This is a genomic window from Planomonospora sp. ID82291 (genome assembly GCF_015711645.1).
Taxonomy (GTDB): Bacteria; Actinomycetota; Actinomycetes; order Streptosporangiales; family Streptosporangiaceae; genus Planomonospora.
Map to the genome: position 1 here is coordinate 12,839 of NZ_JABTEX010000007.1, position 24,254 is coordinate 37,092.

The 24,254-nt window shown below is 70.4% G+C and carries 29 protein-coding genes; 20 read left to right on the forward strand and 9 right to left on the reverse strand.

All coding sequences use genetic code 11. The features are described 5' to 3' along the window. Positions 1-16 precede the first annotated feature (16 nt). Positions 17-481: a flagellar hook assembly protein FlgD gene (locus HS045_RS30500; RefSeq protein ID WP_196455078.1), complete on the forward strand. Its 465-nt coding sequence runs from the start codon at positions 17-19 to the stop codon at positions 479-481. Between the two features lies 1 nt (position 482). Further along, positions 483-1,322, forward strand: coding sequence for a flagellar basal-body rod protein FlgF (flgF, locus tag HS045_RS30505; protein WP_196455079.1), 840 nt, complete (start codon positions 483-485; stop codon positions 1,320-1,322). 118 nt (positions 1,323-1,440) lie between these two features. Here flgF and HS045_RS30510 read toward each other — a convergent pair whose 3' ends face one another. The 3 genes from HS045_RS30510 to HS045_RS30520 all read right to left on the reverse strand — a co-directional run bounded on the left by HS045_RS30510 (position 1,441) and on the right by HS045_RS30520 (position 2,366). Next, on the reverse strand, positions 1,441-1,869 hold the full coding sequence (locus HS045_RS30510) for a PIN domain-containing protein (RefSeq protein ID WP_196455080.1): 429 nt from the start codon (positions 1,867-1,869) through the stop codon (positions 1,441-1,443). Next, positions 1,866-2,105 (reverse strand): ribbon-helix-helix domain-containing protein, encoded by a 240-nt coding sequence (locus HS045_RS30515; protein ID WP_196455081.1) that lies wholly within the window; start codon positions 2,103-2,105, stop codon positions 1,866-1,868. The genes HS045_RS30510 and HS045_RS30515 overlap by 4 nt, the downstream gene beginning before the upstream one ends. Before the next feature lie 69 nt (positions 2,106-2,174). After that, positions 2,175-2,366 (reverse strand): hypothetical protein, encoded by a 192-nt coding sequence (locus tag HS045_RS30520; protein WP_196455082.1) that lies wholly within the window; start codon positions 2,364-2,366, stop codon positions 2,175-2,177. A 184-nt stretch (positions 2,367-2,550) separates the two neighbouring features. On the opposite strand from HS045_RS30520, the gene HS045_RS30525 reads away from it, so the two are divergent. From HS045_RS30525 to HS045_RS30575, 11 genes are all read left to right on the forward strand, one after another. Continuing rightward, complete coding sequence (locus tag HS045_RS30525) at positions 2,551-2,841, forward strand: flagellar FlbD family protein (RefSeq protein ID WP_196455083.1); 291 nt, start codon at positions 2,551-2,553, stop codon at positions 2,839-2,841. Positions 2,842-2,843: 2 nt separating this feature from the next. Beyond that, on the forward strand, positions 2,844-3,620 hold the full coding sequence (locus HS045_RS30530; protein WP_196455084.1) for a motility protein A: 777 nt from the start codon (positions 2,844-2,846) through the stop codon (positions 3,618-3,620). Continuing rightward, a complete protein-coding gene (locus tag HS045_RS30535) occupies positions 3,620-4,522 on the forward strand; it encodes a flagellar motor protein MotB (protein WP_196455085.1) in 903 nt (300 codons plus the stop codon). Before HS045_RS30530 ends, HS045_RS30535 begins: the two co-directional genes overlap by 1 nt. Positions 4,523-4,553: 31 nt before the next feature. Beyond that, on the forward strand, positions 4,554-5,018 hold the full coding sequence (gene fliL, locus HS045_RS30540) for a flagellar basal body-associated protein FliL (protein WP_196455086.1): 465 nt from the start codon (positions 4,554-4,556) through the stop codon (positions 5,016-5,018). Between the two features lie 136 nt (positions 5,019-5,154). Beyond that, complete coding sequence (locus HS045_RS30545) at positions 5,155-6,114, forward strand: flagellar motor switch protein FliM (protein WP_307827806.1); 960 nt, start codon at positions 5,155-5,157, stop codon at positions 6,112-6,114. Then, positions 6,114-6,842, forward strand: coding sequence for a flagellar motor switch protein FliN (fliN, locus tag HS045_RS30550; protein WP_196455088.1), 729 nt, complete (start codon positions 6,114-6,116; stop codon positions 6,840-6,842). The genes HS045_RS30545 and fliN overlap by 1 nt, the downstream gene beginning before the upstream one ends. Before the next feature lie 55 nt (positions 6,843-6,897). After that, positions 6,898-7,335 carry a flagellar biosynthetic protein FliO gene (gene fliO, locus HS045_RS30555; RefSeq protein ID WP_196455089.1) on the forward strand — a complete coding sequence of 146 codons (438 nt, stop codon included), beginning with the start codon at positions 6,898-6,900 and terminating at the stop codon, positions 7,333-7,335. Continuing rightward, a complete protein-coding gene (gene fliP, locus HS045_RS30560) occupies positions 7,335-8,270 on the forward strand; it encodes a flagellar type III secretion system pore protein FliP (RefSeq protein WP_196455090.1) in 936 nt (311 codons plus the stop codon). Before fliO ends, fliP begins: the two co-directional genes overlap by 1 nt. 30 nt (positions 8,271-8,300) lie before the next feature. Beyond that, positions 8,301-8,576: a flagellar biosynthesis protein FliQ gene (fliQ, locus tag HS045_RS30565; protein WP_307827808.1), complete on the forward strand. Its 276-nt coding sequence runs from the start codon at positions 8,301-8,303 to the stop codon at positions 8,574-8,576. A 13-nt stretch (positions 8,577-8,589) separates the two neighbouring features. Then, positions 8,590-9,345, forward strand: a complete 756-nt coding sequence (locus tag HS045_RS30570) for a flagellar biosynthetic protein FliR (RefSeq protein WP_196455091.1) — start codon at positions 8,590-8,592, stop codon at positions 9,343-9,345. Further along, positions 9,342-10,427, forward strand: a complete 1,086-nt coding sequence (locus HS045_RS30575; RefSeq protein WP_196455092.1) for a flagellar biosynthesis protein FlhB — start codon at positions 9,342-9,344, stop codon at positions 10,425-10,427. The genes HS045_RS30570 and HS045_RS30575 overlap by 4 nt, the downstream gene beginning before the upstream one ends. Positions 10,428-10,531: 104 nt before the next feature. Here HS045_RS30575 and HS045_RS30580 read toward each other — a convergent pair whose 3' ends face one another. Beyond that, positions 10,532-11,011 (reverse strand): hypothetical protein, encoded by a 480-nt coding sequence (locus HS045_RS30580; protein WP_196455093.1) that lies wholly within the window; start codon positions 11,009-11,011, stop codon positions 10,532-10,534. 167 nt (positions 11,012-11,178) lie between these two features. Continuing rightward, on the reverse strand, positions 11,179-12,387 hold the full coding sequence (locus tag HS045_RS30585) for an RNA-guided endonuclease TnpB family protein (RefSeq protein ID WP_196455094.1): 1,209 nt from the start codon (positions 12,385-12,387) through the stop codon (positions 11,179-11,181). A gap of 604 nt (positions 12,388-12,991) precedes the next feature. Here HS045_RS30585 and HS045_RS30590 point away from each other — a divergent pair. Beyond that, entirely contained in the window at positions 12,992-13,216 is a 225-nt protein-coding gene (locus HS045_RS30590; RefSeq protein WP_196455095.1) for a hypothetical protein, read from the forward strand. 89 nt (positions 13,217-13,305) lie between these two features. Here the strand turns inward: HS045_RS30590 and HS045_RS30595 are convergent, their stop codons facing one another. Next, a complete protein-coding gene (locus tag HS045_RS30595) occupies positions 13,306-13,980 on the reverse strand; it encodes an HAD family hydrolase (protein ID WP_196455096.1) in 675 nt (224 codons plus the stop codon). Positions 13,981-14,200: 220 nt separating this feature from the next. After that, on the reverse strand, positions 14,201-15,109 hold the full coding sequence (locus HS045_RS30600; protein ID WP_196455097.1) for a trans-aconitate 2-methyltransferase: 909 nt from the start codon (positions 15,107-15,109) through the stop codon (positions 14,201-14,203). Between the two features lie 47 nt (positions 15,110-15,156). Here HS045_RS30600 and HS045_RS30605 point away from each other — a divergent pair, with 47 nt between their 5' ends. After that, positions 15,157-15,726: a helix-turn-helix domain-containing protein gene (locus HS045_RS30605; protein ID WP_196455098.1), complete on the forward strand. Its 570-nt coding sequence runs from the start codon at positions 15,157-15,159 to the stop codon at positions 15,724-15,726. A 189-nt stretch (positions 15,727-15,915) separates the two neighbouring features. Here HS045_RS30605 and HS045_RS30610 read toward each other — a convergent pair whose 3' ends face one another. Next, the gene (locus HS045_RS30610; protein ID WP_230885125.1) at positions 15,916-16,395 is read right to left on the reverse strand and encodes a hypothetical protein; all 480 of its coding nucleotides are present in this window, start codon (positions 16,393-16,395) and stop codon (positions 15,916-15,918) included. A gap of 881 nt (positions 16,396-17,276) precedes the next feature. Between HS045_RS30610 and HS045_RS30615 the strand changes: the two genes are divergently transcribed. The 4 genes from HS045_RS30615 (at position 17,277) to HS045_RS35960 (ending at position 22,642) form a co-directional block, all read left to right on the forward strand. Then, positions 17,277-17,603, forward strand: a complete 327-nt coding sequence (locus HS045_RS30615; RefSeq protein ID WP_196455100.1) for a hypothetical protein — start codon at positions 17,277-17,279, stop codon at positions 17,601-17,603. After that, entirely contained in the window at positions 17,600-18,835 is a 1,236-nt protein-coding gene (locus HS045_RS30620) for a glycosyltransferase family 2 protein (RefSeq protein WP_196455101.1), read from the forward strand. The genes HS045_RS30615 and HS045_RS30620 overlap by 4 nt, the downstream gene beginning before the upstream one ends. 210 nt (positions 18,836-19,045) lie before the next feature. Continuing rightward, positions 19,046-20,641 (forward strand): DUF2334 domain-containing protein, encoded by a 1,596-nt coding sequence (locus tag HS045_RS36315; protein WP_196455102.1) that lies wholly within the window; start codon positions 19,046-19,048, stop codon positions 20,639-20,641. A 387-nt stretch (positions 20,642-21,028) separates the two neighbouring features. Beyond that, entirely contained in the window at positions 21,029-22,642 is a 1,614-nt protein-coding gene (locus tag HS045_RS35960) for a DUF2334 domain-containing protein (protein WP_196455103.1), read from the forward strand. A 168-nt stretch (positions 22,643-22,810) separates the two neighbouring features. On the opposite strand, the gene HS045_RS30635 is transcribed toward HS045_RS35960, so the two are convergent. Beyond that, positions 22,811-23,494 (reverse strand): CHAP domain-containing protein, encoded by a 684-nt coding sequence (locus HS045_RS30635; protein WP_196455104.1) that lies wholly within the window; start codon positions 23,492-23,494, stop codon positions 22,811-22,813. A gap of 397 nt (positions 23,495-23,891) precedes the next feature. On the opposite strand from HS045_RS30635, the gene HS045_RS30640 reads away from it, so the two are divergent. Next, on the forward strand, positions 23,892-24,134 hold the full coding sequence (locus tag HS045_RS30640) for a hypothetical protein (RefSeq protein WP_196455105.1): 243 nt from the start codon (positions 23,892-23,894) through the stop codon (positions 24,132-24,134). Positions 24,135-24,254 lie beyond the last annotated feature (120 nt).

Consider the following 24,254-nt stretch of genomic DNA (forward strand, 5'->3'; position numbering starts at 1 on the left):
CCGGAGGAATCCGTACGTGACCACCATCAGCGGCGCCGCCACCACCGGCGCCGCCGCCACCACCGCGACCGGCGCGACCACCGCGACCGGCGCGTCGAGCGGCGGCAACCGGCTCGACAAGGACACGTTCCTGAAGCTCCTGGTGGCCCAGATGCGCTACCAGGACCCGAGCAACCCCACCGACACCTCCGCGTTCATGTCGCAGACCGCGCAGTTCACCGAGGTGGAGCGGATGGAGGAGCTCGTCAAGCAGCAGGGCGAACTGCTGGCGGCCCAGCTGCGCCTGTCGGCCAGCGGCCTGGTCGGCAAGACCGTCGGCTACACCGGACCAGACGGCACGGACGCCGTCGGTGTGGTCACCTCAGCCTCCTTCGGCAGCGCCCCGACCCTGCGGGTCGGGAACACGGACGTACCGCTGTCCTCGGTCAAGGAAGTCACCAGCGCCGTCCCGGGCGGCACCGAATCCACCGAAGGAAAGTGACATGCTCCGCTCCCTGTACTCCGGCATCAGCGGCCTCCGCGTCCACCAGACGATGATGGACGTCACCGGCAACAACATCGCCAACGTCAACACCACCGGCTTCAAGGGCTCCCAGACCGTCTTCCAGGACACCCTCAGCCAGATGATGCAGGCCGCGGGCGCGCCGCAGACCGGCACCCCCGGCGCCGGCGGCACCAACCCGGCCCAGGTCGGCCTGGGCGTGCGCCTGGCCGGCGTGCAGACCAACTTCGGTCAGGGCGCCGCGCAGACCACCGGGCGCAACCTCGACCTGATGGTCCAGGGCGACGGCTTCTTCGCCGTGCAGAAGGGCAACGAGCAGCTCTACACCCGCTCGGGCGCGTTCAACTTCGACGCCAACGGCGCCATGGTGACCACCGACGGCAACTTCGTGCTCGGCTGGAACGCCGCGACCGGCAACGTGCCGGTCCCCCCCACCGGCGCTCCGGAGCCGATCATGCTCCCCGGCGACGTGGAGTCCTTCACCATCTCCCCCGACGGCTCGATGGTCGGCGTGCTCGCCGACGGCACCAAGCGCACGTTCGCGCAGGTCTCCATGGCGAACTTCGTCAACCCGGGCGGTCTGGAGAAGGCCGGCGGCTCGACCTACCGCTCCACCGTCAACTCCGGCGACGCCACCATCGGCACCGCGGGCACCGGCGGCATGGGCGCCCTGCAGACCGGCGCGCTGGAGATGTCCAACGTCGACCTCGGCCAGGAGTTCACCAACCTGATCATCGCCCAGCGCGGTTTCCAGGCCAACACCAAGGTCATCAGCACCTCCGACGAGCTGCTGAACGACCTGGTCAACCTCAAGCGCTAGGCGCTCCCCGCCCTCGGGGCGGGCCCGCCGTGAAGGTCCCGGGACGCGGAAACGACCGCGCCCCGGGACCTTTCGCGTTCGAGCGGCCACGTGGACCTGTGGCGACGGTCAGGAGTTCTCACGGCCCCGGGTCGGCGATCTCGATGACGTGCAGCGGATCGTCCAAAGCGCGGGACGGCTCCTGCCATTTGTCGTGGTCGAGGGTGAGGATGGGGCAGACCGACACGTTCGCGATGGCAGCGGTATGGGCGTCGAATGCGTCCAGCCCGGTCCTGGCGATGACATCGGCCAAGGCGACGGCCTGCTCGGAGCCCTGTAGCGGGGCCACCATGACGGAGTCCAGGAGCTCCAGGCCGGTCAGGAGGTCGGCGGCGTCCTCGGTATGGGTGTCGGCGTGGGCACCGGCCATGGCCAGCGCGGGGACGATGACGGGCCAGCCTTCGGCGTCATAGCCCTGGATGAGGCCGATGAGATCACTGTCGCCGCGGGCGATCTCGATCAGAACGCTCATGTCCAGGATCCGGGGCGTGGGAGTGTGGTCGCTCATCCCGGCATCTGACTTTCGATGTGGGCCATCATGCGGGCGACCCGGTCGGGATCGGCATGAGCGGCCCTGGCCTTCAATGCGGCGCGGGCCCGGCGGTCACGCCGCGCCTTCTCGGCCAAAGCATCCGCGATCGCCGCAGAGACGGAGGTGGCCTTGCCTGCATCGACGAGGTCGTTGACGTATGCCTCAAGATGCGGATCGATGGTGATGGTGATCCTGGACTTCTTCGCACTCATACTCGGATCATACTGATCCTTCCGTGTGGCGTCCCGCGCTGTCGAACAAGCGAGCCCGTAGAGCCCGGGTCAGATCGCACGGTCCTGATCTCGTTCGGCCAGCGCGGCGGCGAGGTAGGCAGGGTTCAGGTGGGGATTATGGCGGGCGGCGATGCGGGCGAAGAGCTGTGCGCGGGATCCGCGCTGTGACGAGACATCGGCCTGCTCGTTGCCGTCCTGTCCGGCGCCGGATTCCGCGCCGGGAGTGATGTCGGGGTGCATCCCTACGTCTTAGCAGCTCTCGCCGATCTCCGGAGCGTGATCGCAGGGGAACGCCGGGCGCCCGAAAGAAGGGACCTCGGTCCCGGTGGTTTCCTCAAGCGGCGCGGCGCACGGCCGATGGAAGAGGTGTAACGCGGCCCGGGTACGGCCCGTCGCCCTCTGACGACTGCAAGGACGGACCTCGGTGATCCTTCTTACGCGCCTCAACGGGCCGGAGTTCGCGCTGAACCCCGACCTGATCGAGCGAGCCGACCAGACCCCCGACACGGTGATCACCCTCGTGGACGGGACGAAGTACATCATCGCCGAGTCCCTCAGCGAGTTCCTGGGACGGGTGCGCCGCTACCGCGCGGAGCTGATCGCCGACGCCGAGATCCTCGTCTCCTCGGGCACGCACCGCCTTCCCGGCCCCGGCCCCGGTCCCGCCGACGCCGACCAGCAGAGGGTCGTGCGCCTCCACCGTCAGGAGCGCTGAGCATGGATCCGGCAACCCTGGCCGGCATCGGCATCGCGGTGGTCTCCATCTTCGTGATGATGATCCTCGAGGGCTCCAACCCGATGTCGATCATGCTGCTGGCCCCGTTGATCCTGGTCTTCGGCGGCACCTTCGGCGTGGCCATGGCGGGCGGCGTCCTGCGTGACACCACCGGCATCGTCGCCCAGCTGAAGCGCGCCTTCACCGCCAAGCCCGCGGCCAGCACCGACCTGGTGGACTCGATCGTCAAGCTCTCCGAGCGCGCCCGCCGCGAGGGCCTGCTGGCCCTGGAGGACGCGGTCAAGGAGGTCAAGGACCCGTTCCTGCGCCGCGGCCTGGAGCTGGCCATCGACGGCACCGACCCCGAGGAGCTCCGGGAGATCCTGGAGGCCGAGGTCGACGCCAAGCGCAAAGAGGACAAGTCGGGCTCGAAGATCTTCACCGACATGGGCGGCTACGCCCCCACGATCGGCATCATCGGCACCGTGGTCAGCCTGGTCCACGTGCTGGAGAACCTCAGCGAGCCCGAGAAGCTCGGCCACATGATCGGCGCCGCCTTCGTCGCCACCCTGTGGGGCGTGGCCAGCGCCAACGTGCTCTGGATCCCCATCGGCAACCGCCTCAAGCGGATCAGCGAGCTCGAATGCTCGCAGATGGAGCTGACCATCGAGGGCATCGCGAACATCCAGGCCGGCACCAACCCGCGCCTGGTCTCGCAGAAGCTGCGGAGCCTGCTCCCCCCGGGGGAGAGTAGCGCCCAGAAGGCGAAGGCCGCCTGATGAGCACCAAGGTCCACCGCCACAAGAAGCGCGGCGGGCACGAGGAGGAGGCCCACGACGGCGAGCGCTGGCTGGTCACCTACGCCGACATGCTCACCGTGCTCGTGGGCCTGTTCATCGTCATGTTCGCGATGAGCCAGGTCGACCAGACCAAGTTCAACGCGCTCAAGTCGAGCCTGTCGATCGCCTTCGGCCAGCCCGCCGTGACCTTCACCGCGCCGGGCAGCGCCGTGGCGGGCGACGCCGGCGGCGGGGAGTCCGCCCCCCTGGACCTGTCGTCCGTGGTGGGCAAGGGCGCCGACGGCGAGGCCGAGCAGCAGGCCCGCGCGGCCATGGCCGCCCTCGACCGCGCCAAGGCCTCGGCCCGCGCGAAGAACGCGGCGGCGGAGGTCGAGAAGTTCGAGCGGATCAGGAAGAAGATCCAGGAGGCGCTGCGCGAGCAGAACGCCGAGGACGGCGTGCAGTTCCGCATCGACGAGCGCGGCCTGGTCGTGACCGTCGTCACCAGCTCCGTCGTGTTCGGCAACAACAGCGCCGAGCTGCTGCGCGACGGCCGGAAGATCGTCGACGCGATCGCGCCGGCGCTGCGCACCGAGAAGAACTCCGTCGAGGTCGACGGGCACACCAACTGGCTGCCGGTCACGTCGGGGCCGTACCCGTCGAACTGGGAGCTGTCGACCGCGCGCGCCTCCACCGTGGTGCGCCGGCTGGTGGCCAGGGGGATCCCCGCCAAGCGGCTGAACGCCTCCGGCTACGCCGAGCAGCGGCCCCTGTACCCCGACACCGACCCCCGGTCGGTGTCGCTGAACCGCCGGGTCGAGGTGGTCGTCCTGTCCGACCTCGACGCCGCGACCAAGGCCCTGCTGCCGTCGGCCGCGGGCCAGTCCGCCGCCACGAGCTGACCGACCAGAGAACATCCGGGAGACGAACACGATGGCCACCGCGAAGCTGAAGGCCGCGCCGAGCGCCGAGGAGGCGACGGGCGGCGGCGCGAAGAAACCGAAGAAGAAGATCCTCGTCATCGCCGGAGCCGTGCTGCTGCTCCTCGCCGCCGCCGCCGCGGCCTACTTCCTGCTGTTCGCGGGGGGCGGGGAGGCGGAGGAGCCCGCGCCGGAGCCCGGCGCCGTGGCCACCCTCGACGCCATCACGATCAACCTCTCCGACGGGCACTTCCTGAAGCTGAAGCTGGCCCTGCAGGCCACGGCCGAGGTCGCCGAGGCGCCCGACGGCAGCAAGGCCCTGGACCTGGCCATCGACCAGTTCAGCAACAAGCCGGTCGACGAGCTCTCCTCGGACAAGGCGCGCAACCTGGCCAAGCAGGAGCTGCTGGAGAAGATCGAGAAGGCCTACGAGGGAGAGATCATGGACATCTACTTCACCGAGTTCGTCATGCAGTAGGCGCCGGCCGTACGACGCGCGCACCGGCGGGGGCGCACCGCAGACCCCCGCCGCGGAGACGGGACCCTCGACAGGAGGTGAACCCGCTTTCCGGCATTTCCTCATATCGGATGGATAACGGCCGATCGGGGATCACGTGAGTCAGTCGCAGCCTTCGGCATCAACGCCCCGCCTGCTCGGCCGGATGTCCCGCCGGGCGAAGACCTCCGAGCCGCAGCCCTATGACTTCCGGCGTCCCATCAAGCTCTCCCGCGAGCACGTCCGCACGCTGCAGATCGCCTACGAGACGTTCGCCCGCCAGTACACGACCCTGCTCACGTCGAGCCTGCGCGTCGTGTCCCAGGTGTCGCTGGTCTCCATCCAGCAGCTCACCTACGACGAGTACGTCTCGGCGCTGGCCACCCCGACCATCGTCACCACCGTCGACCTGGAGCCGCTGCCCGGCACCGCGATCATGGAGTTCTCGCTGGGCGTCGCGATGGCCAGCATCGACCACCTGCTCGGCGGTCCCGGCGGCGCCCAGGTGGAGCGCCCGCTGACCGACATGGAGACGCCGCTCCTGCGCGACCTGCTCACCCGGGTCCTGGAGGAGATGCACTACGCGTTCGAGTCGATCACCGAGATCCGCCCCAAGCTCGGCGTCATCGACTACAACCCGCAGTTCGTGCAGGCCTGCGCCCCCGCCGACGCGGTCATCGTGGCCTCCTTCGACATGCGGGTGGGCAGCGAGGAGTGCCTGGCCACGATCTGCATGCCGTTCGCCTCGATCTTCCCCAAGCTCCAGGGCAACGACAACGACATCACGCTCAGCTCGGGCCAGCGCGCCGCCCGCGAGGAGGCGCACCGCAACATGGCCGCCGCGCTGGGCACCACGCCCATCGACGTGGCGGTCCGCTTCGAGGCGGTACGGCTCCGCCCCGACCAGATCATCGGCCTGGAGCCGGGTGACGTCGTGCCGCTCGGCCACCCCGTGACGGCGCCGCTGTCGGTGACGGCCGCGGACATCACCTTCGCCCACGCCGTGCCCGGCAGCCAGGGCCCGCGCCTGGCCTGCCTCGTCGTGCCCACGCCGCAGAACGAAACGGAAGCCCACTGATGACCACCACGATCACCGTCGCCCCCCGCGTGGAGCTCGGCATGGCCGCGGCCGAGGCCACGCTGCCCCTGCTGCCCACCGGCGGCACCCTGGAGGTCGGCACCCCCGTCTTCACCGTGCCGCAGGACCTGCCCGCCGGCCTGGCCGTGTGCGCCCGCTTCTCCGGCGTCACCCAGGGCGAGGTCGCGGTCGTCGTCGGCCAGGACCTGGTCGACGCCCTGCGCCAGAGCCCGCTCGGCGAGCTGGACCTGACCAAGGCCGTCCAGCCCGCCCTGGAGGCGGCGGCCCGCAAGCTGGGGCCCGTCGTCCTGGAGCCGGCGCTGGCCACCGAGCCCGAGGTGGGCCTGGGCGCGCTCGCCAACCGCGGCGAGTCGGTCTTCGTGCCGCTGCTGGAGGACGGCGTCGTGCGGGCCGTGCTCGCCCTGGTGGCGGTCTCCTGGCCGACCCCGGCGGCCGCCCGCTCCACGGGCAAGGCCAGGGCCGGCTTCGACCTGCTGCACGACGTCGAGATGAACGTCACCGCCGAGCTCGGCCGTACCCGGATGACCGTCCGCGAGCTGCTCTCGCTCGCGCCCGGCGCGGTGGTCGAACTCGACCGCGCCGCGGGCAGCCCGGTCGACCTGCTGGTCAACGGCCGCCTGATCGCGCGGGGCGAGGTCGTCGTGATCGACGAGAACTTCGGCGTCCGCGTCACCGAGATCCTCCCGCCCGGCGGGGACCGGCAGTAGCCGCGTCCGCCGCCCGCCGCCCGCGACCGCCTCGACGGAGGAGCAGCATCCCGCAATGTTCGAGACCGTTCTGAGAATCACGTTCTCGCTCCTGGTCGTCCTGCTCCTGGTGTGGGGGCTGTCGAAGGCGGCCCGCAAGCCGCTGGCCGGCCGGGGCGGGGGACTGCTCACCGTGGTCGCCCGCCAGCAGCTGACCCGCAACTCCTCCGTCGCGGTCGTCCGGGTGACCGACCGGGCCCTGGTGCTCGGCGTCACCGACGGCCAGGTGACCCTCCTGGCCGAGGCGGACCTGGAGGCCGTGGAGCGCTACGGAGAGCACTCCGGGCAGCGCATCCCCGTCTCCCTGCCGGCCGTTCTCCCGTCAGCCGACTCCTCTCCGGCTGATGCGGGAACGGCCGGGCAGGGTCCCGGCGCCCTGGCCGGATCGGCGCTCTCGCCCCGGACCTGGAAGACCGCCCTGGAAATCCTGCGCGAACGGACGGCTCGCAACTGATGAAGCGCATCCTCAGCCTGGCCCTGACCGGCCTGGCCGTGGCGGGCACGCTCGTGCTCGGCGCGCCGGCGGCCTCCGCGGCCGCCCCGCCGGCACGGCCCGCCGCCACCGCCGTCACCACCGCAGTGCCCGCCGGTACGGCCACCGGTACGGCCGCCGCAGCGCCCGCCGGTACGGCCGCCGCGCTCGCCCCGCCGGCCTCCCTCGCCTCCCTCGCCTCGCCCACCCCGTCCGGCCCGTCCGGTCCCAAGGGCACGACCGGCCCCGGCAAGGACTCGGTGACGATCGACCTCAACGGCGTGGGCGGCAAGCCCAGCCAGTCGATCGTCCTGATGCTCGGCCTGACGGTGCTCTCCGTGGCCCCGGCGATCCTGCTGCTCTGCACCAGCTTCACCAAGATCTTCGTGGTGCTGAGCATCACCCGCAACGCGCTGGGCCTGTCCAACGTCCCGCCGAACCAGGTGCTGGCCGGTCTGGCGATCTTCATCAGCCTGTTCATCATGGGCCCCGTCGCCTCGGACGTGAACGACAAGGCGATCCAGCCCTACCTCAAGGGTGAGAAGAGCGTCTCCCAGGCCGTCGAGGCCGGCACCCCGGCGGTGCGGGAGTTCCTGACCGAGCACACCCGCAAGGACGACCTGGCGCTCTTCACCAAGATCGCCGACCAGCCGAAGCCGGCCAACGCCGCCGCGGTGCCGATGACCACGCTCATCCCGGCGTTCGTCCTGTCGGAGCTGCGGGCCGCGTTCATCATCGGGTTCGTCATCTACGTGCCGTTCCTCATCATCGATCTGGTCATCTCGGCCGCCCTGATGTCGATGGGCATGATGATGCTCCCGCCGGTCACGGTGGCGATGCCCTTCAAACTCCTCCTCTTCGTGCTCGTCAACGGCTGGGGGCTCATCGTGACCTCCCTGGTCGGCAGTTACCAGTAGCCCGGCTTCCAGGTAAGGACCTCCACGACCGTGACCGACACCCAGGTGCTGCACATCGGCACGCAGGCCATGATGCTCGCCACCAAGCTGGGCGCCCCGATCCTGGTGACCGCGCTGCTCATCGGTTTCGTGATCTCGCTCTTCCAGTCGGTGACCCAGATCCAGGAGGTCACCCTCTCCTTCGTGCCCAAGGCGGCCGGGGTGTGCGTGGCCCTCATCTTCAGCGGCAACTGGATGCTGCACGAGATGGTGGCGTTCACCACGCAGCTGTTCGACCAGGTCCCGCAGCTCATCCACGGCGGCTGAGCCCGTGGAGGGGATGCTGTCGCAGACCACGCTGGTCGCGCTGCTGCTGGCCTCGGTCCGCTCGGCCGCCTGGCTGCTGATCAGCCCGCCGTTCAACAACAAGGCGATCCCCGGGACGGTCAAGGCCCTGCTCTCCGTCGCGATCGCCCTGCCGATGGCCCCCGCGCTGGCCGCCCAGATCACCGACATCTCCCCCGCCGCCATGCTGGTCGTCGCCGCCGAGCAGGCCGTCGTGGGCGTCGCCCTCGGCTTCCTGACCGCCATGGTCTTCGCCGCGGTCCAGGCCGCCGGCGACCTCCTCGACATCTTCGGCGGCTTCTCCCTGGCCACCGCCTTCGACCCGATGTCGATGTCGGCGAACTCGGTGTTCGGCAAGTTCTACGGCCTGCTCTGCACCACGCTGCTGCTGGTCAGCGGCGGCTACCAGTTCGTGCTGCTGGGCTTCACCCGGACCTACCGGCTGCTCCCGCTGGACGGCGCCCTGTCCCTGGAGACCCTCAGCGAGCTGGTCACCGGCGGCCTGGCCGACCTGTTCGTCTCCGCCCTGCAGATCGCCGGGCCGATCATCGCGGTGCTGTTCGTCGCCGACCTCGCGCTCGGCCTGCTCAGCAAGGCCGCTCCGGCCCTGAACGCCTTCTCCCTCGGATTCCCGGTGAAGATCTTCCTGACCCTGGCCCTGGCCGGCATCGCCATCTCGGTGCTGCCCGGCGTGATCGACGGGCTGACCGACCGCGCGGTGCGCATGATGACGGGACTGGCGAACGGATGAGCGGCGGAGGCGGCGGCGAGAAGACCGAGCAGCCCACAGCGAAGAAGAAGCAGGACGCGCAGAAGGAAGGGCAGATCGCCCGGACGCCGGACTTCGCCGCGTGGGCGTCGATGCTGGCGGCGGGCGTGCTCATGCCGATGGTGCTGGAGGACGCGGTGGAGGCCGCCGAGGGCATCATGCTCCGGGTGGGCGAGGTCATCGAGAACCCCGACCCCGCGCTGGGGCTGAAGATCCTCATCTCCGGTCTGGGCGACGCCATGCTGGCCGTCGCGCCGCTCGCGGCCGCCACCGTGGTCGTCACCCTGGCCGCCGCGGCGGGCCAGGGCGGTCTGAAGCCGGCCAGCAAGCTGTTCAAGCCGCAGCTCAAGAGGCTCAACCCGCTGCAGGGCCTGAAGCGGATGTTCGGCGGGCAGGCGCTGTGGGAGAGCGTCAAGGCGCTGATGAAGACCGCCACGCTGACCGGCATCGCCTACATGGCCATCCGCGACCTGATCCCGGTCCTGCTGGCCTCCGGCTCCCTGCCGCTGGGCGTGCTGCTGTCCAGTGCCGGTGACGCGATCCTGTCGCTGATGCGCTGGGCGGGCGTCACCGGCCTGGCGCTGGCCGCCGCCGACTACGCGATGGCGCGCCACCGCATCGGCAAGCAGCTGAAGATGACCAAGCAGGAGGTCAAGGAGGAGTACAAGCGCTCCGAGGGCGACCCGCACGTCAAGGGGCAGATCCGCGCCCGCCAGCAGGCGATGGCCCGCAACCGCATGATGGCCGACGTCCCCACGGCCGACGTGGTCCTGGTCAACCCCACCCACGTCGCGGTGGCGCTGCGCTACGACCCGTCCAAGGGCGCTCCCCGGGTGGTCGCCAAGGGCTCGGGCACCATCGCGGCGAAGATCCGCGAGATCGCCGCCGAGAACCGCATCCCGATGGTCCAGGACGTCCCCCTGGCCCGCGCGCTGCACTCCAGCTGCGACATCGGCCAGGAGATCCCCGCCGAGATGTACGGCGCCATCGCCAAGGTGCTGGCCTTCGTGATGACCCTCAAGGCCAAGGGCTCCGCCGCCGGCACCCACCGCCTCGCCGCCTGACGCCCGCCGTACGGCCTGCGACCGGGTGGACAAGTGCAGCGGCCCCGGCGTCCTCTGGAATTCGCCTCTCGACGCCGGGGCCGCTGCTTTCAAAGCCGGAACCCTCACTGCCTGGAGGAGCCCTCCGGCCAGACGACGGCCACCGGGATGCCCCGCGAACGCGCCTCCTCGACGACCTCGGCAGTGCCACCCGATCCTGTGCCGGGCAGGCCGTCCCACACCGCCACCAGCTCATCAACGGAACCGAGAACCGCTTCGTTGGCCGCGACGTACGCCTCTCGGCCCGCCGTGTCATAGTCCATGACGCGGACATCAGCCGCCTTTTCCAGGAGTGCGTCGAACTGCTCGGCGTGATCCGGCTTCACCTTGGCCTGCCGGTAATCGCGTGAAGGGAGAACGACCTCAAGTGCCCCGCCCGCTTCCAAAACTGCCCGCGCGAACAGGGAATCGGCGCCGCGGGCCAGGCAGCTCACGCCGACCAGACCGTCAGCGTCGAGACCGTCGAGATGCTCACGGATTGCCTGAGCTACCAGCGGGACGCTGCCCGGGGAGAGGTTCATGTGGCCTGTTACGCCGATACGCATCCTGGCTCCTGATACTAGAAGGGGTGATCTTCAGGATGTCAGGACCTCACGAAGGCGCGTACGCAGCTCCGCGATCTCACGCTGATGACGTTGAGAACTCGTCTGTGCTTGACTTCCTCCCCGCCCTAAAGGACGGGGATTCCCTTCGGCCTGACGGCCGAACCGGCTTACGCCGGACGCCTCGCGGCGTGGGGTTCCTGCTTCGCAGCCGACCGCAGAAGGGAGGACCCTTGCTGTCTTACATCAGCTCCACAGGCATCGCCGGAGGATTCTCCGGCTACGGCTCGTCCAGCCGCAAGGATGTTCTTGGCCGCGTTCACGTCCCGATCGTGTCGGGTGCGGCAGGCGGGGCACGTCCAGTGGCGTGTCCCGAGGTCGAGCTTGGGCAGCAGGTGCCCGCAGCCGGAGCAGGTCTTCGAGCTGGGGTACCAGCGGTCGATGACGATCAGGTGCCGCCCGGCGCGGGCGGCCTTGTACTCCAGCATCGAGCGGAAATCGCCCCAGCTCGCGTCGGAGATGGCCTTGGCCAGGCTCCGGTTGCGGACCATGTTCGCCACGGCGAGGTCTTCGAGCACGATGGTGTCGGCGGCCTCGACCAGGGCGGTGCTGGTCTTGTGCAGGAAGTCGCGGCGGGCGTTGCGGACCTTTCGATGCGCGGCGGCGACCTTGGCCTTGGCCTTGCGCCGGTTCGCGGAGCCGCGCTGCCTACGGGCCATCCGCCGCTGGTAGCGCGCCAGGTTGCGGGCCTTACGTGCCAGGTGGCGGGGGTTGGCGATCCGGTCGCCGTCGCTGGTCACGGCGAAGTCCTTGATGCCGAGGTCGACGCCGATCTCGTGGCCGGTGGCGGGCAGCGGGGCGGGATGGTCGACCTCCATGGCGAAGCTGACGTACCACCGGCCGTCGGGCTCCCGGGAGATGATCACCATGGTCGGGTCCAGGGTGGCGAAGTCGACCTCGGAGAACGACCAGGCGACCCGCAGCGGGCCGTTGGTCTTCGCGATCCGCAACTCGCCGTCCTTGATCCGGAACGCCGACCGGGTGTAGTGCGCCGACCGGCGGCCGGTGCGGGGCTTGAAACGCGGGTAGCGGGCACGTTCGGCGAAGAAGTTGCCGAACGCGGTGTGCTGGTGGCGCAACGTCTGCTGCAACGGCACCGACGACACCTCCGACAGGAACGCCAGCTCCTCGGTCTTCTTCCACGCGGTCAGCGCGGCATCGGTCTGCTTGTACGACGTCTTCTCGCCCCGCTGGAAGAACGCGGCGTGCCGCTCGGCGAGGGTCTTGTTCCAGACCAGGCGCACGCACCCGAAGGTGCGGTTGAACACCGCGGCCTGTTCGGGGGTCGGGTAGGCCCGGCACTTGTACGCCGTACGCATGTTCGATACCTTACACGAGCGGTGATCATGAGTAAAGTCGAGGCGGCCAAGCCTCCGGACTACGTCCTCAGACCGTCCCGGCTTCGCCGGGCCGCTCCTGACGGAGCCGCCATTCCTCCCCGCCCTGAAGGACGGGGCATCCTGGCGGTGTCCCGGTAAAGCTCACGAAGCTGCACCCGTACGCGGTCCGACTGGCACCGCCTGGCGGTGTCGACTGCGGCCGAGCCGGTACGTGCTGCCTCGTCAAGATCACCCGTGAGTAGGTGGAGCTGGGCGAGACCGGCCTGATCGAGAGCGCGGCTGCGCAGACTCGTTGTGCTGCGCAGCTTCAGCGCTTGGCCGATGCGCTGGATACCTTCGTCGGCGTTGCGGCTGTCACGTCGAGCGAGATCAAGCATTCGCCCTCCGGTGACACCGGCCAGCTCGGATGCGTCGAAGTAGGAGATCCAAAGCGGAGGCTTCACCCCCGGAGTCGCAGCCCGTCTCGCCCTGGCCGACGACGACCGGGTGTTCATCAAGGCCATCCCGGACGAGCACATCCTGTCCGGCAAGTACCGGACCGAGGGCGCGACAGGACGTCACCGACCTCGTTCCCCATCTGGTCATGGCGGGACACTCGCCCGCCACGGCGGAGAAGGCCCTCGTAGGGGCCTCGGCCTGGGATCTCACTCCGCCGGAAGTGATCACCGGCTACGCGGCGTCCTTCGCCGGGTACTGGACGCGGATGAGCCGACAGCCCGCGCCGTCGGGCGTCCCGAACCTCCGCGCCTACCAGCGCCGGGCGGCCGCAGCCGCTATCGCGTGGACGATGTACCGCACTGGTTGGTAGCGGCGGGAACCACCGTCTCTGCGGTTACGGTCAAGGCCGAGATCTCCGCTTCCAGCATGCATCGCCTCGCCGCCGGGGAGAGCGAACGATCAGATCATGGCGAGGATCTCGGCCAGAGAGCCCGGCCTGGCGTCCACGGGCAGGTGGTCGACCAGGTGAACAGGGCACCCTAGGGCAGCGGCGCCGACATCGGCGACCCGGTCGTCCCCGACCATCAGAACCTGAGGAGGAGGTAGAGCGAGCTTGTCACATGCGGTCTGGAAGATCCGTGGGTCCGGCTTCTTCACCCCGAGCTCGCAGGAGAGCACGAACACATCGATGTATCGGGTCAGGTCATGGAAGGCGAAGACCGCCCGCAGATCCCAGCCGATGTTGCTGACGACAGCCGTGGCCATCCCGCGGTGCTTGAGTTCTCGCAGCGTCGCTTCGGCGTCGGGATACGGACGCCAGGCAACCGGATGACAGGATCGTTCGTACAGGGCCTCGGCCAGGGCGGGATCCGGGAGCGCCGCCTCGCGAGCCAGAGCGGTGTAACAGTTGCGATGATGCCCAGCTGTCAGGTCGCGATCTCGCCACAGTTCGGCCAGGTGCCGGGGAACCGCTTGAGGAGGCCTCCCGCCGGGTAACGCCCCGGCGGCTTCCAGCCGGGCAGCGCACGCCATGACCTGACTCTCGTCGACGACGTGACCGGTCTCATCGAGCACACCACGCAACCACTGCTCGGTGGACTCGGTCTGGAACAACGTCCCGGAGAAGTCGAACATGACACCGCTGATCAAACGGTCGCCTCCCGCTCATGGTCGAGTGCCCAAGGAGTTGAAAGTGATCACTTTATGCATTTTCAGGACGAGAGGCATCAGCGTGCGCTCCCTGCCGGTCTCCGGCTCCCTTCCTCGGGTGTGCTGCTGTCCAGTATGCCCAGTGCAGGTGAGACGATCCTGTCCCTGATGGCTGAGTGGGCGACCGACCCCGCCACGGACCGTCTCAGCCGGCCGCCGGGGGCCTGCGGGCCGCCCACACGGTCCGCTCGGTGCGCACGACGAGGTCGTCGCGGCGCAGCACGCTCTCGGGCCCGTCGCCGTCGGCGAGGGCGTCGAGCACGGCCAGGTCGTCGGCGCCGATCCCGTCGGCCAGGGCGCCGCGCATGCGCCGCAGCACGGCCTGGGCGTAACGGCGGGCGGCCTCGGGGAGCGGGTCCCTCAGCTCCAGGCCGAACCGCCGCTCGGCCTCGACGGCGAATCCGGCGCGGGACAGGTACGGTCCCCAGTCGGCCCCCAGGTGAGGGAGCTCCCCGGCGTGCCGGTGGTCCAGCGCGTCGCGGCAGCGGGCCTCCAGCCCCGGGCGCCCGATCCCGAGGTCGTCGGGCAGGAAGCGCGGGAGGCCGTCCAGCTCGACCACGGCCAGGAGCCCGCCGGGATGGAGCGCGGCGAACGCCTCGCGCAGCGCGCGGCCGGGATCGGCCATGTGGTGCAGGGACGCCGACGCCCAGATCAGGTCCACGCCGCGGAAATCCGGCCAGGCGTCGTCCAGGTCGGCCTCGACGGCGCTCACCCGGTCCGCCGCGCCGAGCGCGCGGGCCTTGTCCCGCAGGCGGCGCAGCATCTGCGGGGAGCCGTCCACGGCGATCGCCCGGGCGTCCCCGAAGTGCCGCAGCAGGGTGAAGGTCCCGGTCCCGGTCCCGCTGCCCAGGTCGAGGATCCGCCGTACGGGCGATTCCCCGGCCAGCTCCACCAGCCAGGAGGCCACCTCGTCCAGGTGCGGCCGCAGGACCTCCGCGTCGAGGTCGAGAATCAGGGCCAGGTCGGCCTCGTCGGTTCCGGAGGCGCCGTGGTGGTGGTCAGCGTGCTGGTGGCCGTGGCCGCCGTGCTGGTGAGGGTGCGAGTGGTGTGCCATGTCCCGACTCTACGAGGCTGTTGCGTCTATCGCATACCATCTTGCGTATGACGCAAGACGATGGTGAGCTCGACGCGCTGGTGCGGATGCGGATCAGGAGCCTCCGCGTGGCCATGGGCTGGTCGCTCGACGAGCTCGCCGCCCGCTGCTACCTGAGCCCCTCCACCCTGAGCCGCATCGAGACCGGCCACCGGCGGATCGGCCTGGACCAGCTGACCTCGATCGCCCGCGCCCTGGGCACCACGCTGGACCAGCTGGTGGAGTCCGCCGCCGCCGACGACGTGGTCATCCGACCCCGGCACGACGCGGAGCGGGGGGTCACCATGTGGATGCTCAACCGGGAGCCGGGCGTCACGGTGGCCAAGATGCGGATCACCAGGCCGGCCCCGGCCGGCGCCGCGGACCTGAAGGTCCATCCCGGCAGGGACTGGTTCACCGTCCTGTCCGGGACCCTCGTGCTGCTGCTCGGAGACCGCAGGATCCTCGTCGAGACCGGTCAGGCGGCGGAGTTCTCCACCATGATCCCCCATGCGTTCGGAGCCCACGACGGCCCGGCGGAGATCCTCGGCATCTTCGACCACAACGGAGAGCGCACCCACCTCCGCCCGCACGACTGAGGCGCCCGGCCGCGGCGGGTCCGCCGGGCGCTGGAGTCCGGCGCCGACCTCGCCGTCCCGTCCGGGCAGGGCGCCGCCGAGGGCCACCGGCTGGAGGGCGGCGAACCGGTCCGTCCTCCGTAGGCGCGCCGGGCGGTACGGCGGGCAGGAGCGGCGCAGGACGGCAGCGCCTCGATCGATCTCGACCTGTCAGAACCGGGTCGGCGCGACCGCCGTGCACACGTCGGCCCGCCGGGCCAGCACCTCGGGAACCCGGTCGTTGGCCCGGACCCATGTGGTCGTCTCCGGGGAGATGTGGGAGAGGATCCGCAGGATCTTCGTGTGGTCGGCGGCAAGGTGCCGCTGGTGGATCGGCTCGTAGTGAGCGATGCGGTTCCGTAGCTTGCGCAGGTGGTACAGGTCCTGGTGGAGAGCGCGCCGCGAGCCGCAGTAGCCAGGAAAGGCCCTGTGAAGCGCGGGGCGCCACAGCCGCATGTCATATCTGTTTCCTGTGCCGAGCAGACTGGTCCAGAACCCGAAGGAGAGCTCGGCTATCACATGACCATTCGTCGGGTGTGCATAATTCTGCGCCACCGTGGTGCATGCGTATGTGACGCTCTGCCTGGCGTGCAGTGCCAGGTCGAGCGCGGGAGCGTTCCACCAGTCGGAGCGCTGGAAGAGCGCTGTCAACTCCCGGTCCATGGCATTGCGGAGAACGACCTCGAGGCAGTGGAGAGGACCGTGGAAGGCGCTGGAGATCTCTATATTCCATGCGTAGAGGCGGAGAGCGTGATCAAGCGTGCCGCCGCATGTCCTCAGGAACGGCTGAAGGCGCTCGACCGACACTGCATCGCAGACCTTTTGGAAGAGGGTGCCGCCCAATGATTCCCTTCCGCGCCGCTCATGGTCTGCTACCATGAGTGATGTGTGCCCCGGAGACGCCTCTGCTGAGCAAGCCCTCCGGGGTAAGCCTTTTTCTGGGCACCGCATGAGACAACCGCACGTGCTCGACTGACTGCATAATGTTAGCCCTCCGAACGTTCGTTCGGAGGGATTTCGCCAATCTGCGGGCTGACCGGGACGGGATCGCCCTCACTCTCCCCGCCGCCCGGTGGGATGTCGGGGCGCTCCTGGCTGCCGCGGCAGCCGGTTCTCGGATCCGAGGCACGGGAACGTTGTCCCATAAGTGAAGAAGATCCTATTTTGTAACTCTATGTGAACATCACACTACGTAATATATTTGACGTCCAGTTTGCGATTTTCGTGACGGACAGTTAGTGTGACCGGGAAGCCGCAGGCAGGGGCATATGCCTGCGGCGTTCATCGGGTACGCGATGATCCGGGACGGCCTCAACGGCGCCTGACGGCGCACGTAGGAATTCGGCCGCCTAGCCGTTCCGGGGAGCCAATGGCGAGACCGAACCCAAGTCCTCATCTGACGTCCTTCCGCCGAAGGCGTCCGGGTTCTTTCTTCGTCGTGGGAGTCCTCGCCATGCCCGCCTGCTCCGCGCCTCCGCCGTGCGCTCCGCTCTCCGCACCCGCCCTCCGGGCGATCGCCGGAGGTGCCTGAGATGTACGCCAACGGCGCCCTCGCGCTCACCGGCGCCGGGATGGGCGTGGCCGGCACCGTCGCCCTCCCTCCTCTGCACGCCGACTCCTCGGCCGCCGACGCCGCCCTGTCCCCCGCCGTGGACGTGGCCCGCACCCTGCTGATGATCACCGGCGCGGGCTTCGGGCTCTTCCTGCTGGTGATGGCCGTCCTGCTGGCCGCCGGCGCCGTGCTGCGCGGCGTCGACGCGGCCCGCCGCGGGCGCGCCCTGCCGCGGGCCGACCGCCGCGCCCGCCACGCCGCCACCGGTGACGCGAGCCGGGCCCAGGTGGCGGAGCTGCTGCGATGAACCCCCTGCTCTGGCTGAGCGCGGCGGTCATCGTGCTCGGCCTCGGCTACACCTGCGTGATGTTCGCGCTGTCGCGGGGCGTGCGCCGCCCCGGGTCCGCCGGGCCCGCGCCGTTCTACGTCTTCCTGATGGCCTGCCTGGACGAGGAGAAGGTGCTCGCCGCCAGCCTGCAGCGGCTGCGCGGCCTGCCCGGCGACCTGGCGGTGCTGGTCGTCGACGACGCCTCCTCCGACGGCACCGCCGACATCGTCCGCGACGCCGCGGCCGAGGACGGCCGGATCTGGCTGCTGCAGCGCGCGCTGCCGAACGCCCGCCGCGGCAAGGGCGCGGCCCTCAACGCGGGCCTGGCCCACCTGCTGGAGTCCGGGCTGCTGGCCGGGCGCGACCCCGACCGGGTCGTCGTGTGCGTGCTCGACGCCGACGGGCGCCTGGATGCCAACGCCCTGGAGGAGGTCACGCCGTACTTCGCCGACCCCGGCACCGGCGCGGTCCAGATCGGCGTGCGGATGTACAACCGGCACACCGGCCTGCTGGCCCGGCTGCAGGACATGGAGTTCGTCGTCTACACCGACGTCTTCCAGAACGGCCGCCGCCACCTGGGCAGCGTCGGCCTCGGCGGCAACGGCCAGTTCATGCGGCTGAGCGCGCTCACCGCGCTGGGCGCCGACCCGTGGAGCGACTGCCTGACCGAGGACCTCGACCTCGGCGTGCGCCTGCTCGCCACCGGCCGGCAGAACCGGTTCTGCCACACCACCGCCGTGCACCAGCAGGCGGTCCTGTCGCCCAAGCGGCTGGTCCGGCAGCGCTCGCGCTGGTTCCAGGGCCACCTGCAGGCCGGCCGGCTGCTGCCGCTGGTCATCCGCCGCACGCCGCTCGCCGCCGCACCGGACCTGGTCTACCACCTGCTCAGCCCGTGGTTCCTGCTGCTGACCTCGCTGCTGCCGCTGGCGTTCCTCGCCTCCGGCGCGGCCCTGGCGCTGGCCTCGCTGCAGGCCGGGCAGAGCGTCGTCTCCCCGGCCATGTTCGCCGCCTGGTACGCGCTCTCGTTCGGCGTCGGCCTGATCTACGGCTACGTGTACTGGCGCCGCGACCGCGAGCTGGGCCTGCTGCGCTCCCTGCTGCTGGGGCACGCGTTCGTGCTCTACGGCTACCAGTGGTTCGCCGCCGGATGGTGGGCGGTGGGACGCGCCGTCTCCGGCCGCCAGACCTGGCTCAAGACCGCCCGCACCTGACGCGGGCCGCACCCGCGGCCGGCCATGCCCCGGCGCGGACCGCGCCCGCACCCGGCGCGTCCGCCCCGGACCGCACCGGACCGCGCCCGCACCCGGCGCGTCCGCCCCGGACCACCCGGCGCGTCCGCCCCGGACCGCATCGGACCACCCGGCCGCCGCCTCGCCCCGGGACTCCGGACCACCCGACCGCCGCCTCGCCCCGGGACTGACGTGACCGCCTCGCCCCCTTCCCCCCTCCGCCTCCGCGCGCTGGCCCTGAGCGTGCTGGCCGCGCTGACCGCCGCGCTGCTCCTGACCGCCGGCTCCGCCCCGCAGCCCGCGGCCACGGCGCCGACCGGGGCCTTCACCGGCGGCCTGTCCGGCACCGGCCGCTCCACGCTGGTGCTGTACGACACGACCGGCCGCTGGGCGCCCACCGGCGAGCTGTACGCCACCCAGGCCGCCAACCTGGCCGGCCACTTCGGCACGTTCACCGCGCTGCCGGTGGCGTCCTACACCGCCGGCCTGATGGACGCCCACACCGCGGTGGTCTACGTCGGCTCCACCTACGACGAGCCGCTGCCGGAGGCGTTCCTGGCCGACGTGCGCGCCGCCGGCCGCCCGGTGATCTGGCTGAACAACAACATCTGGCAGCTGGCCGCGTCCACCCCCACCTTCGCCGCCGACTACGGCTGGGCGCCGTCCGCGTTCGGCCCGGGCACCGTCGACACGGTCGTCTACAAGGGCCGCGCCCTGGCCCGCGACACCGCCGACACCGCCGGCGTGATGGCCTACTCCGCCCTGGACGAGACCAGAGCCGAGGTCCTGGCCACCGCCGTGCGCACCGACGGCGTCCGCCTGCCCTGGGCGGTGCGTTCGCGCAACCTGACCTACATCGGTGAGATGCCCTTCGCCTACACCGTGACGGCCGGTCGCTACCTGGCCTTCGCCGACCTGCTGTTCGACGCGCTCGCCCCGGAGACCCCCGAGCGCCACCGTGCCCTGCTCCGCCTGGAGGACATCGGCCCCAACGCCGACCCCGCCGCTCTCCTGGCGGTCGCCGCCGACCTGAGGAAGCGCGGGATCCCCTACTCCTTCGGCGTCTACACCCTGCACCGGGAGCCGGAGAAGGGCGTCGAGATCCGGCTGCGGGACCGGCCCGAGGTGGTCGCGGCGATCGAGTACATGCTCGCCAACGGCGGCACGATGATCATGCACGGCTACAGCCACCAGTACGGCGAGCGGGCCAACCCCTACAACGGCGCCAGCGGCGACGACTTCGAGTTCTACGCCACCCACGTCGACGAGGCGGACTACGTGGTCTACGACGGCCCCGTCCCCGGCGACTCCTTCGCCTGGGCGCAGGGCCGCCTGGACGCCGCCGCGGCGGAGTTCCGCGCCTGCGGCCTGCCGGTGCCGACCGTCTTCGAGTTCCCGCACTACGCCGGGTCGGCCGAGGACTACCGGGCGGTGCGCTCGCGCTTCGCCGCCCGCTACGAGCGCGGCCTGTACTTCGCCGGCACGCTGTCGGGCACCGCCGTGCGGTACGACCACTCGGCCGGGCAGTTCTTCCCCTACGCCGTCACCGACGTCTACGGCTCCAAGGTGATCCCGGAGAACCTCGGCAACCTCATCCCCACCGGCTACAACAACCACCCGTCGGTGCTCCCCGCCGACCTGGTCGAGGCCGCCGCGGCCAACCTCGTCGTGCGCGACGGCGTGGCGAGCTTCTTCTACCACCCCTACCTCGGCACCCGGCGGCTCGGCGAGATCATCGACGGGATCGAGGACCTGGGCTACACGTTCGTGCCCGCGAGCGCCGTGTAGGCCGTACGGAAGACCGGGCGCGGGCCGTACGGCCCCGTCCCGCCGGGCGGAGCGCGGGCCGCAGGGCGACGGGCGGGCCGCAGGGCGGGGCGCGGCGGGCGTGCGGTGGCCGGAGGGCCCGTGTCGCGCTCCGCAGAGGAAGCGGTGATCGATTTGCCGCAGTGGTGACCGAAAGTTACTCTGAACGAGAACCCGCAGGTAAGGGCATATACCGCGGTGATTCACGGGGTAAGCGATGATCCGGGACGGCCTCAACGGCGCCTGACGGCGCACGGAGGAATTCGGCCGCCTAGCCGTTCCGGGGAGCCAATGGCGAGACCGAACCCACACCCTGTCCTGCGACGCCCCGAGGGCGTCGATCTCGCTTCGTTGTGGGGGTCCCACCCTATGCCCGCTCTCCTCCTCCGGCGCCGCGCCGCCGTGTCCGCGCTGACGGCGTTCCTGTCCGCCGTGCTGCTGGTCGCCACCGGTCTGGCGACCCCGACCGCGACCGCCTCGGCCTCCGCCGCGCCCGCGTCCGCGACCGCCCGGGCCACGGCCTTCACCGGCGGCCTGTCCGGCACCGGCCGCTCCACGCTCGTGCTGTACGACACGACCGGCCAGTGGGGCTGGCTGGGCGAGCTGTACGCCACCCAGACCGCCAACCTGGCCGGCCACTTCGGCACGTTCACCGCGCTGCCGGTGGCGTCCTACACCGCCGGCCTGATGGACGCCCACACCGCGGTGGTCTACGTCGGCTCCACCTACGACGAGCCGCTGCCGGAGGCGTTCCTGGCCGACGTGCGCGCCGCCGACCGCCCGGTGATCTGGCTGAACAACAACATCTGGCAGCTCACCGCGTCCACCCCCACCTTCGCCGCCGACTACGGCTGGATGTGGTCGCAGTTCGACTTCAGCACCGTCGAGGGCGTCGTCTACAAGGGCAAGGACCTCTCGCGCGACGGCCGCAACGCCTCCGGCGTGATGGACTACGCCTCGGTCGACGAGACCAAGGCCAAGGTCCTGGCCGGCGCGGTGCGCGAGAACGGCACGCAGATCCCGTGGGCGATCCGCTCGGGCGCGCTGACCTACGTCGGCGAGATCCCCTTCGCCTACACCACCGCCTCCGACCGCTACCTGGTCTTCGCCGACCTGCTGTTCGACGCGCTCGCCCCGGAGACCAAGGAGCGCCACCGCGCCCTGCTCCGCCTGGAGGACATCGGCCCCAACGCCGACCCGGCCGAGCTGATGAAGATCGCCGTCGAGCTGAAGAAGCGGAGGATCCCCTACTCCTTCGGCGTCTACACCGTCTACAAGGAGCCGGGCAAGGCCGTCCGGCTCCGGCAGCGCCCCCTGGTGGTCGCGGCGATCAGGTACATGCTCGCCAACGGCGGCACGATGATCGCCCACGGCTACACCCACCAGTACACCGACGCCCCCAACCCCTACAACGGCACCAGCGGCGACGACTTCGAGTTCTACACCGCGCACGTCGACGAGGAGAACTACGTCCGCTACGACGGCCCCGTGGCCGAGGACTCCCTCGCCTGGGCGACGGGCCGGATCGACAAGATGAAGGCGGAGTTCCGCGCCGCCCTGCTCCCGGTGCCGCAGTACTTCGAGTTCCCGCACTACGCCGGCTCCGCCGTGGACTACGAGGCCGTCCGCCGGGCCGGGTTCAAGGCCCGCTACGAGCGCAGCCTCTACTTCGCCGGCACGCTGTCGGGCACGGCCCCGCAGTACGACCACATGGCCGGGCAGTTCTTCCCCTACGCCGTCACCGACGTCTACGGCTCCAAGGTGATCCCGGAGAACGTCGGCAACATCGAGCCGGAGTCGTTCAACAACCACCCGGTGGTCCTCCCGGCCGACCTGGTCAAGGCGGCCAAGGCCAACCTCGTCGTCCGCGACGGCGTGGCCAGCTTCTTCTACCACCCCTACCTCGGCACCAGGTGGCTGCTGGAGACCGTGGACGGCATCAAGAAGCTCGGCTACACCTTCGTGCCCGCGAGCGCCATGTGACACCCGGCCCCGCCGAGGGCGGGAAGACCTGAGCATCCGAGGACCTGGAGGCCCTGAGGCCGGAGCCGTGCGGTCACGGCTCCGGCCTCGGGGACGCGTCCGGCCCGCCGCCGCACCGGCGGTGGTTCCGGTGCGGCGGCGGGCCGGACGCGCGGCGGTCGTGCCGCGTCAGGAGGCGTACTGCGGGTAGCCGTAGCCGGTGACCTGGGACTTGGGCCGGACGCGCTCCTCGACCTTGCCGTTGCCGGTGTTGCCCTCGATGGTGGAGATGGTGCCGTCGCCGTTGTCCTTCTTGACCAGGCCGACGTGGTCGATGCCGGACAGGTCGCCGCCCTGCTCCCAGTCGAAGAAGACGACCGCGCCCGGGGTGGCCTTCTGGCCCCACGTGCCGTTGGCCTCGAACCACTCGGCGTAGGTGACGGTGTAGGCGTCCCAGCCGACGGTGGCGCGCATGCCGGTCCGCTCGCCGACCCAGGAGACGAACATCGCGCACCAGGGGGCGTCGGCGTAGGCCCGGACGCTGCCGCCGTCGCGCTCGACGGTCTCCTGCGCGCGCTGGGACTTCATGTACCACTTGTGGAACTTGGTGCCGCCGCCGTCGGCGTTCTCCTCCACGCCGACCTGCGTCCGGGCCACCTTCAGCAGGTCGCCCGCGGTCACCTGGGACGGCTTCGCGGCCTGGGGCTGCGCCGGGGCCGGGGCCGGAGCCGCCGCGGGGGCCGCCGCGGGGGCCGGGGCGGGGACCTGGGGCGCGGTGTCGGCGTGGGCCGTACCGGCGGTCAGGGCGGTTCCGGCGGCCAGGGCCAGGCTGAGGGCGGCGGTCAGGGTGCGGGTGGTGGCGGTGGCGGTCATGAGAGAGCGGATCCTTCGTCAGGGTGCAGGTCGTCCCTTGGCCGGAGGGCGGTGCTCGGGTTTTCAGGCCGTTGCGACCGTCGTCCGGTCGACTCCCTCAAGTAAGCCGTCCGGATGTAGCGCACGAAGTGCACTGAAGGTGCGGAACGGTTGCCGCCCCCGAGAAGCCCTCAGCTCCGTCCGGACGCGGCCGACGGGCGTCCCTTTCGCACCCGCGCGGCAGGGCCGCCTCCTCGGGGCACGCGCAACCGGACGTATCGATAAAACCGCAAAAAGGTATGCGATTCACCTTTAATGGCAGCGGATCGGCCCCGGAGGAGAGAACGTCGAATCTTTTTCGCGACGCGCCGGGGGAACCACTCGATCGGAGATTCGCCAATTCGATATAACTGCAGGCATGAGTGGAAGCAAACGCGGACCTGATCCGAAGTGGGGACCTGTGAAGCAGCACCCCTTGCGGGTGCCCGTCGACCTGCTCGGAGACATCAAAGCCTCCGCCCAGCAGCGCGGTTGTTCGGTGAACGAGTACATCGTCACGGTGCTCGCACGTGAGCATGACTACGTTCTGGCTCCGCCGCCGCGACCGGTGGCTCAGGAACCGCTCCCACTCATCGAGGGGCGGCAGCACGCCGCGGCATGAACTTTACCGTTTGCAATACGGAGGGAGACCCCGAGGGGTTAATCTACGACCGCTGATCGACAGCGGCCCATAAATGCGGAAGCCCCCGCGCTACCAGGCCTCAGAAACCGTACGCGAGGG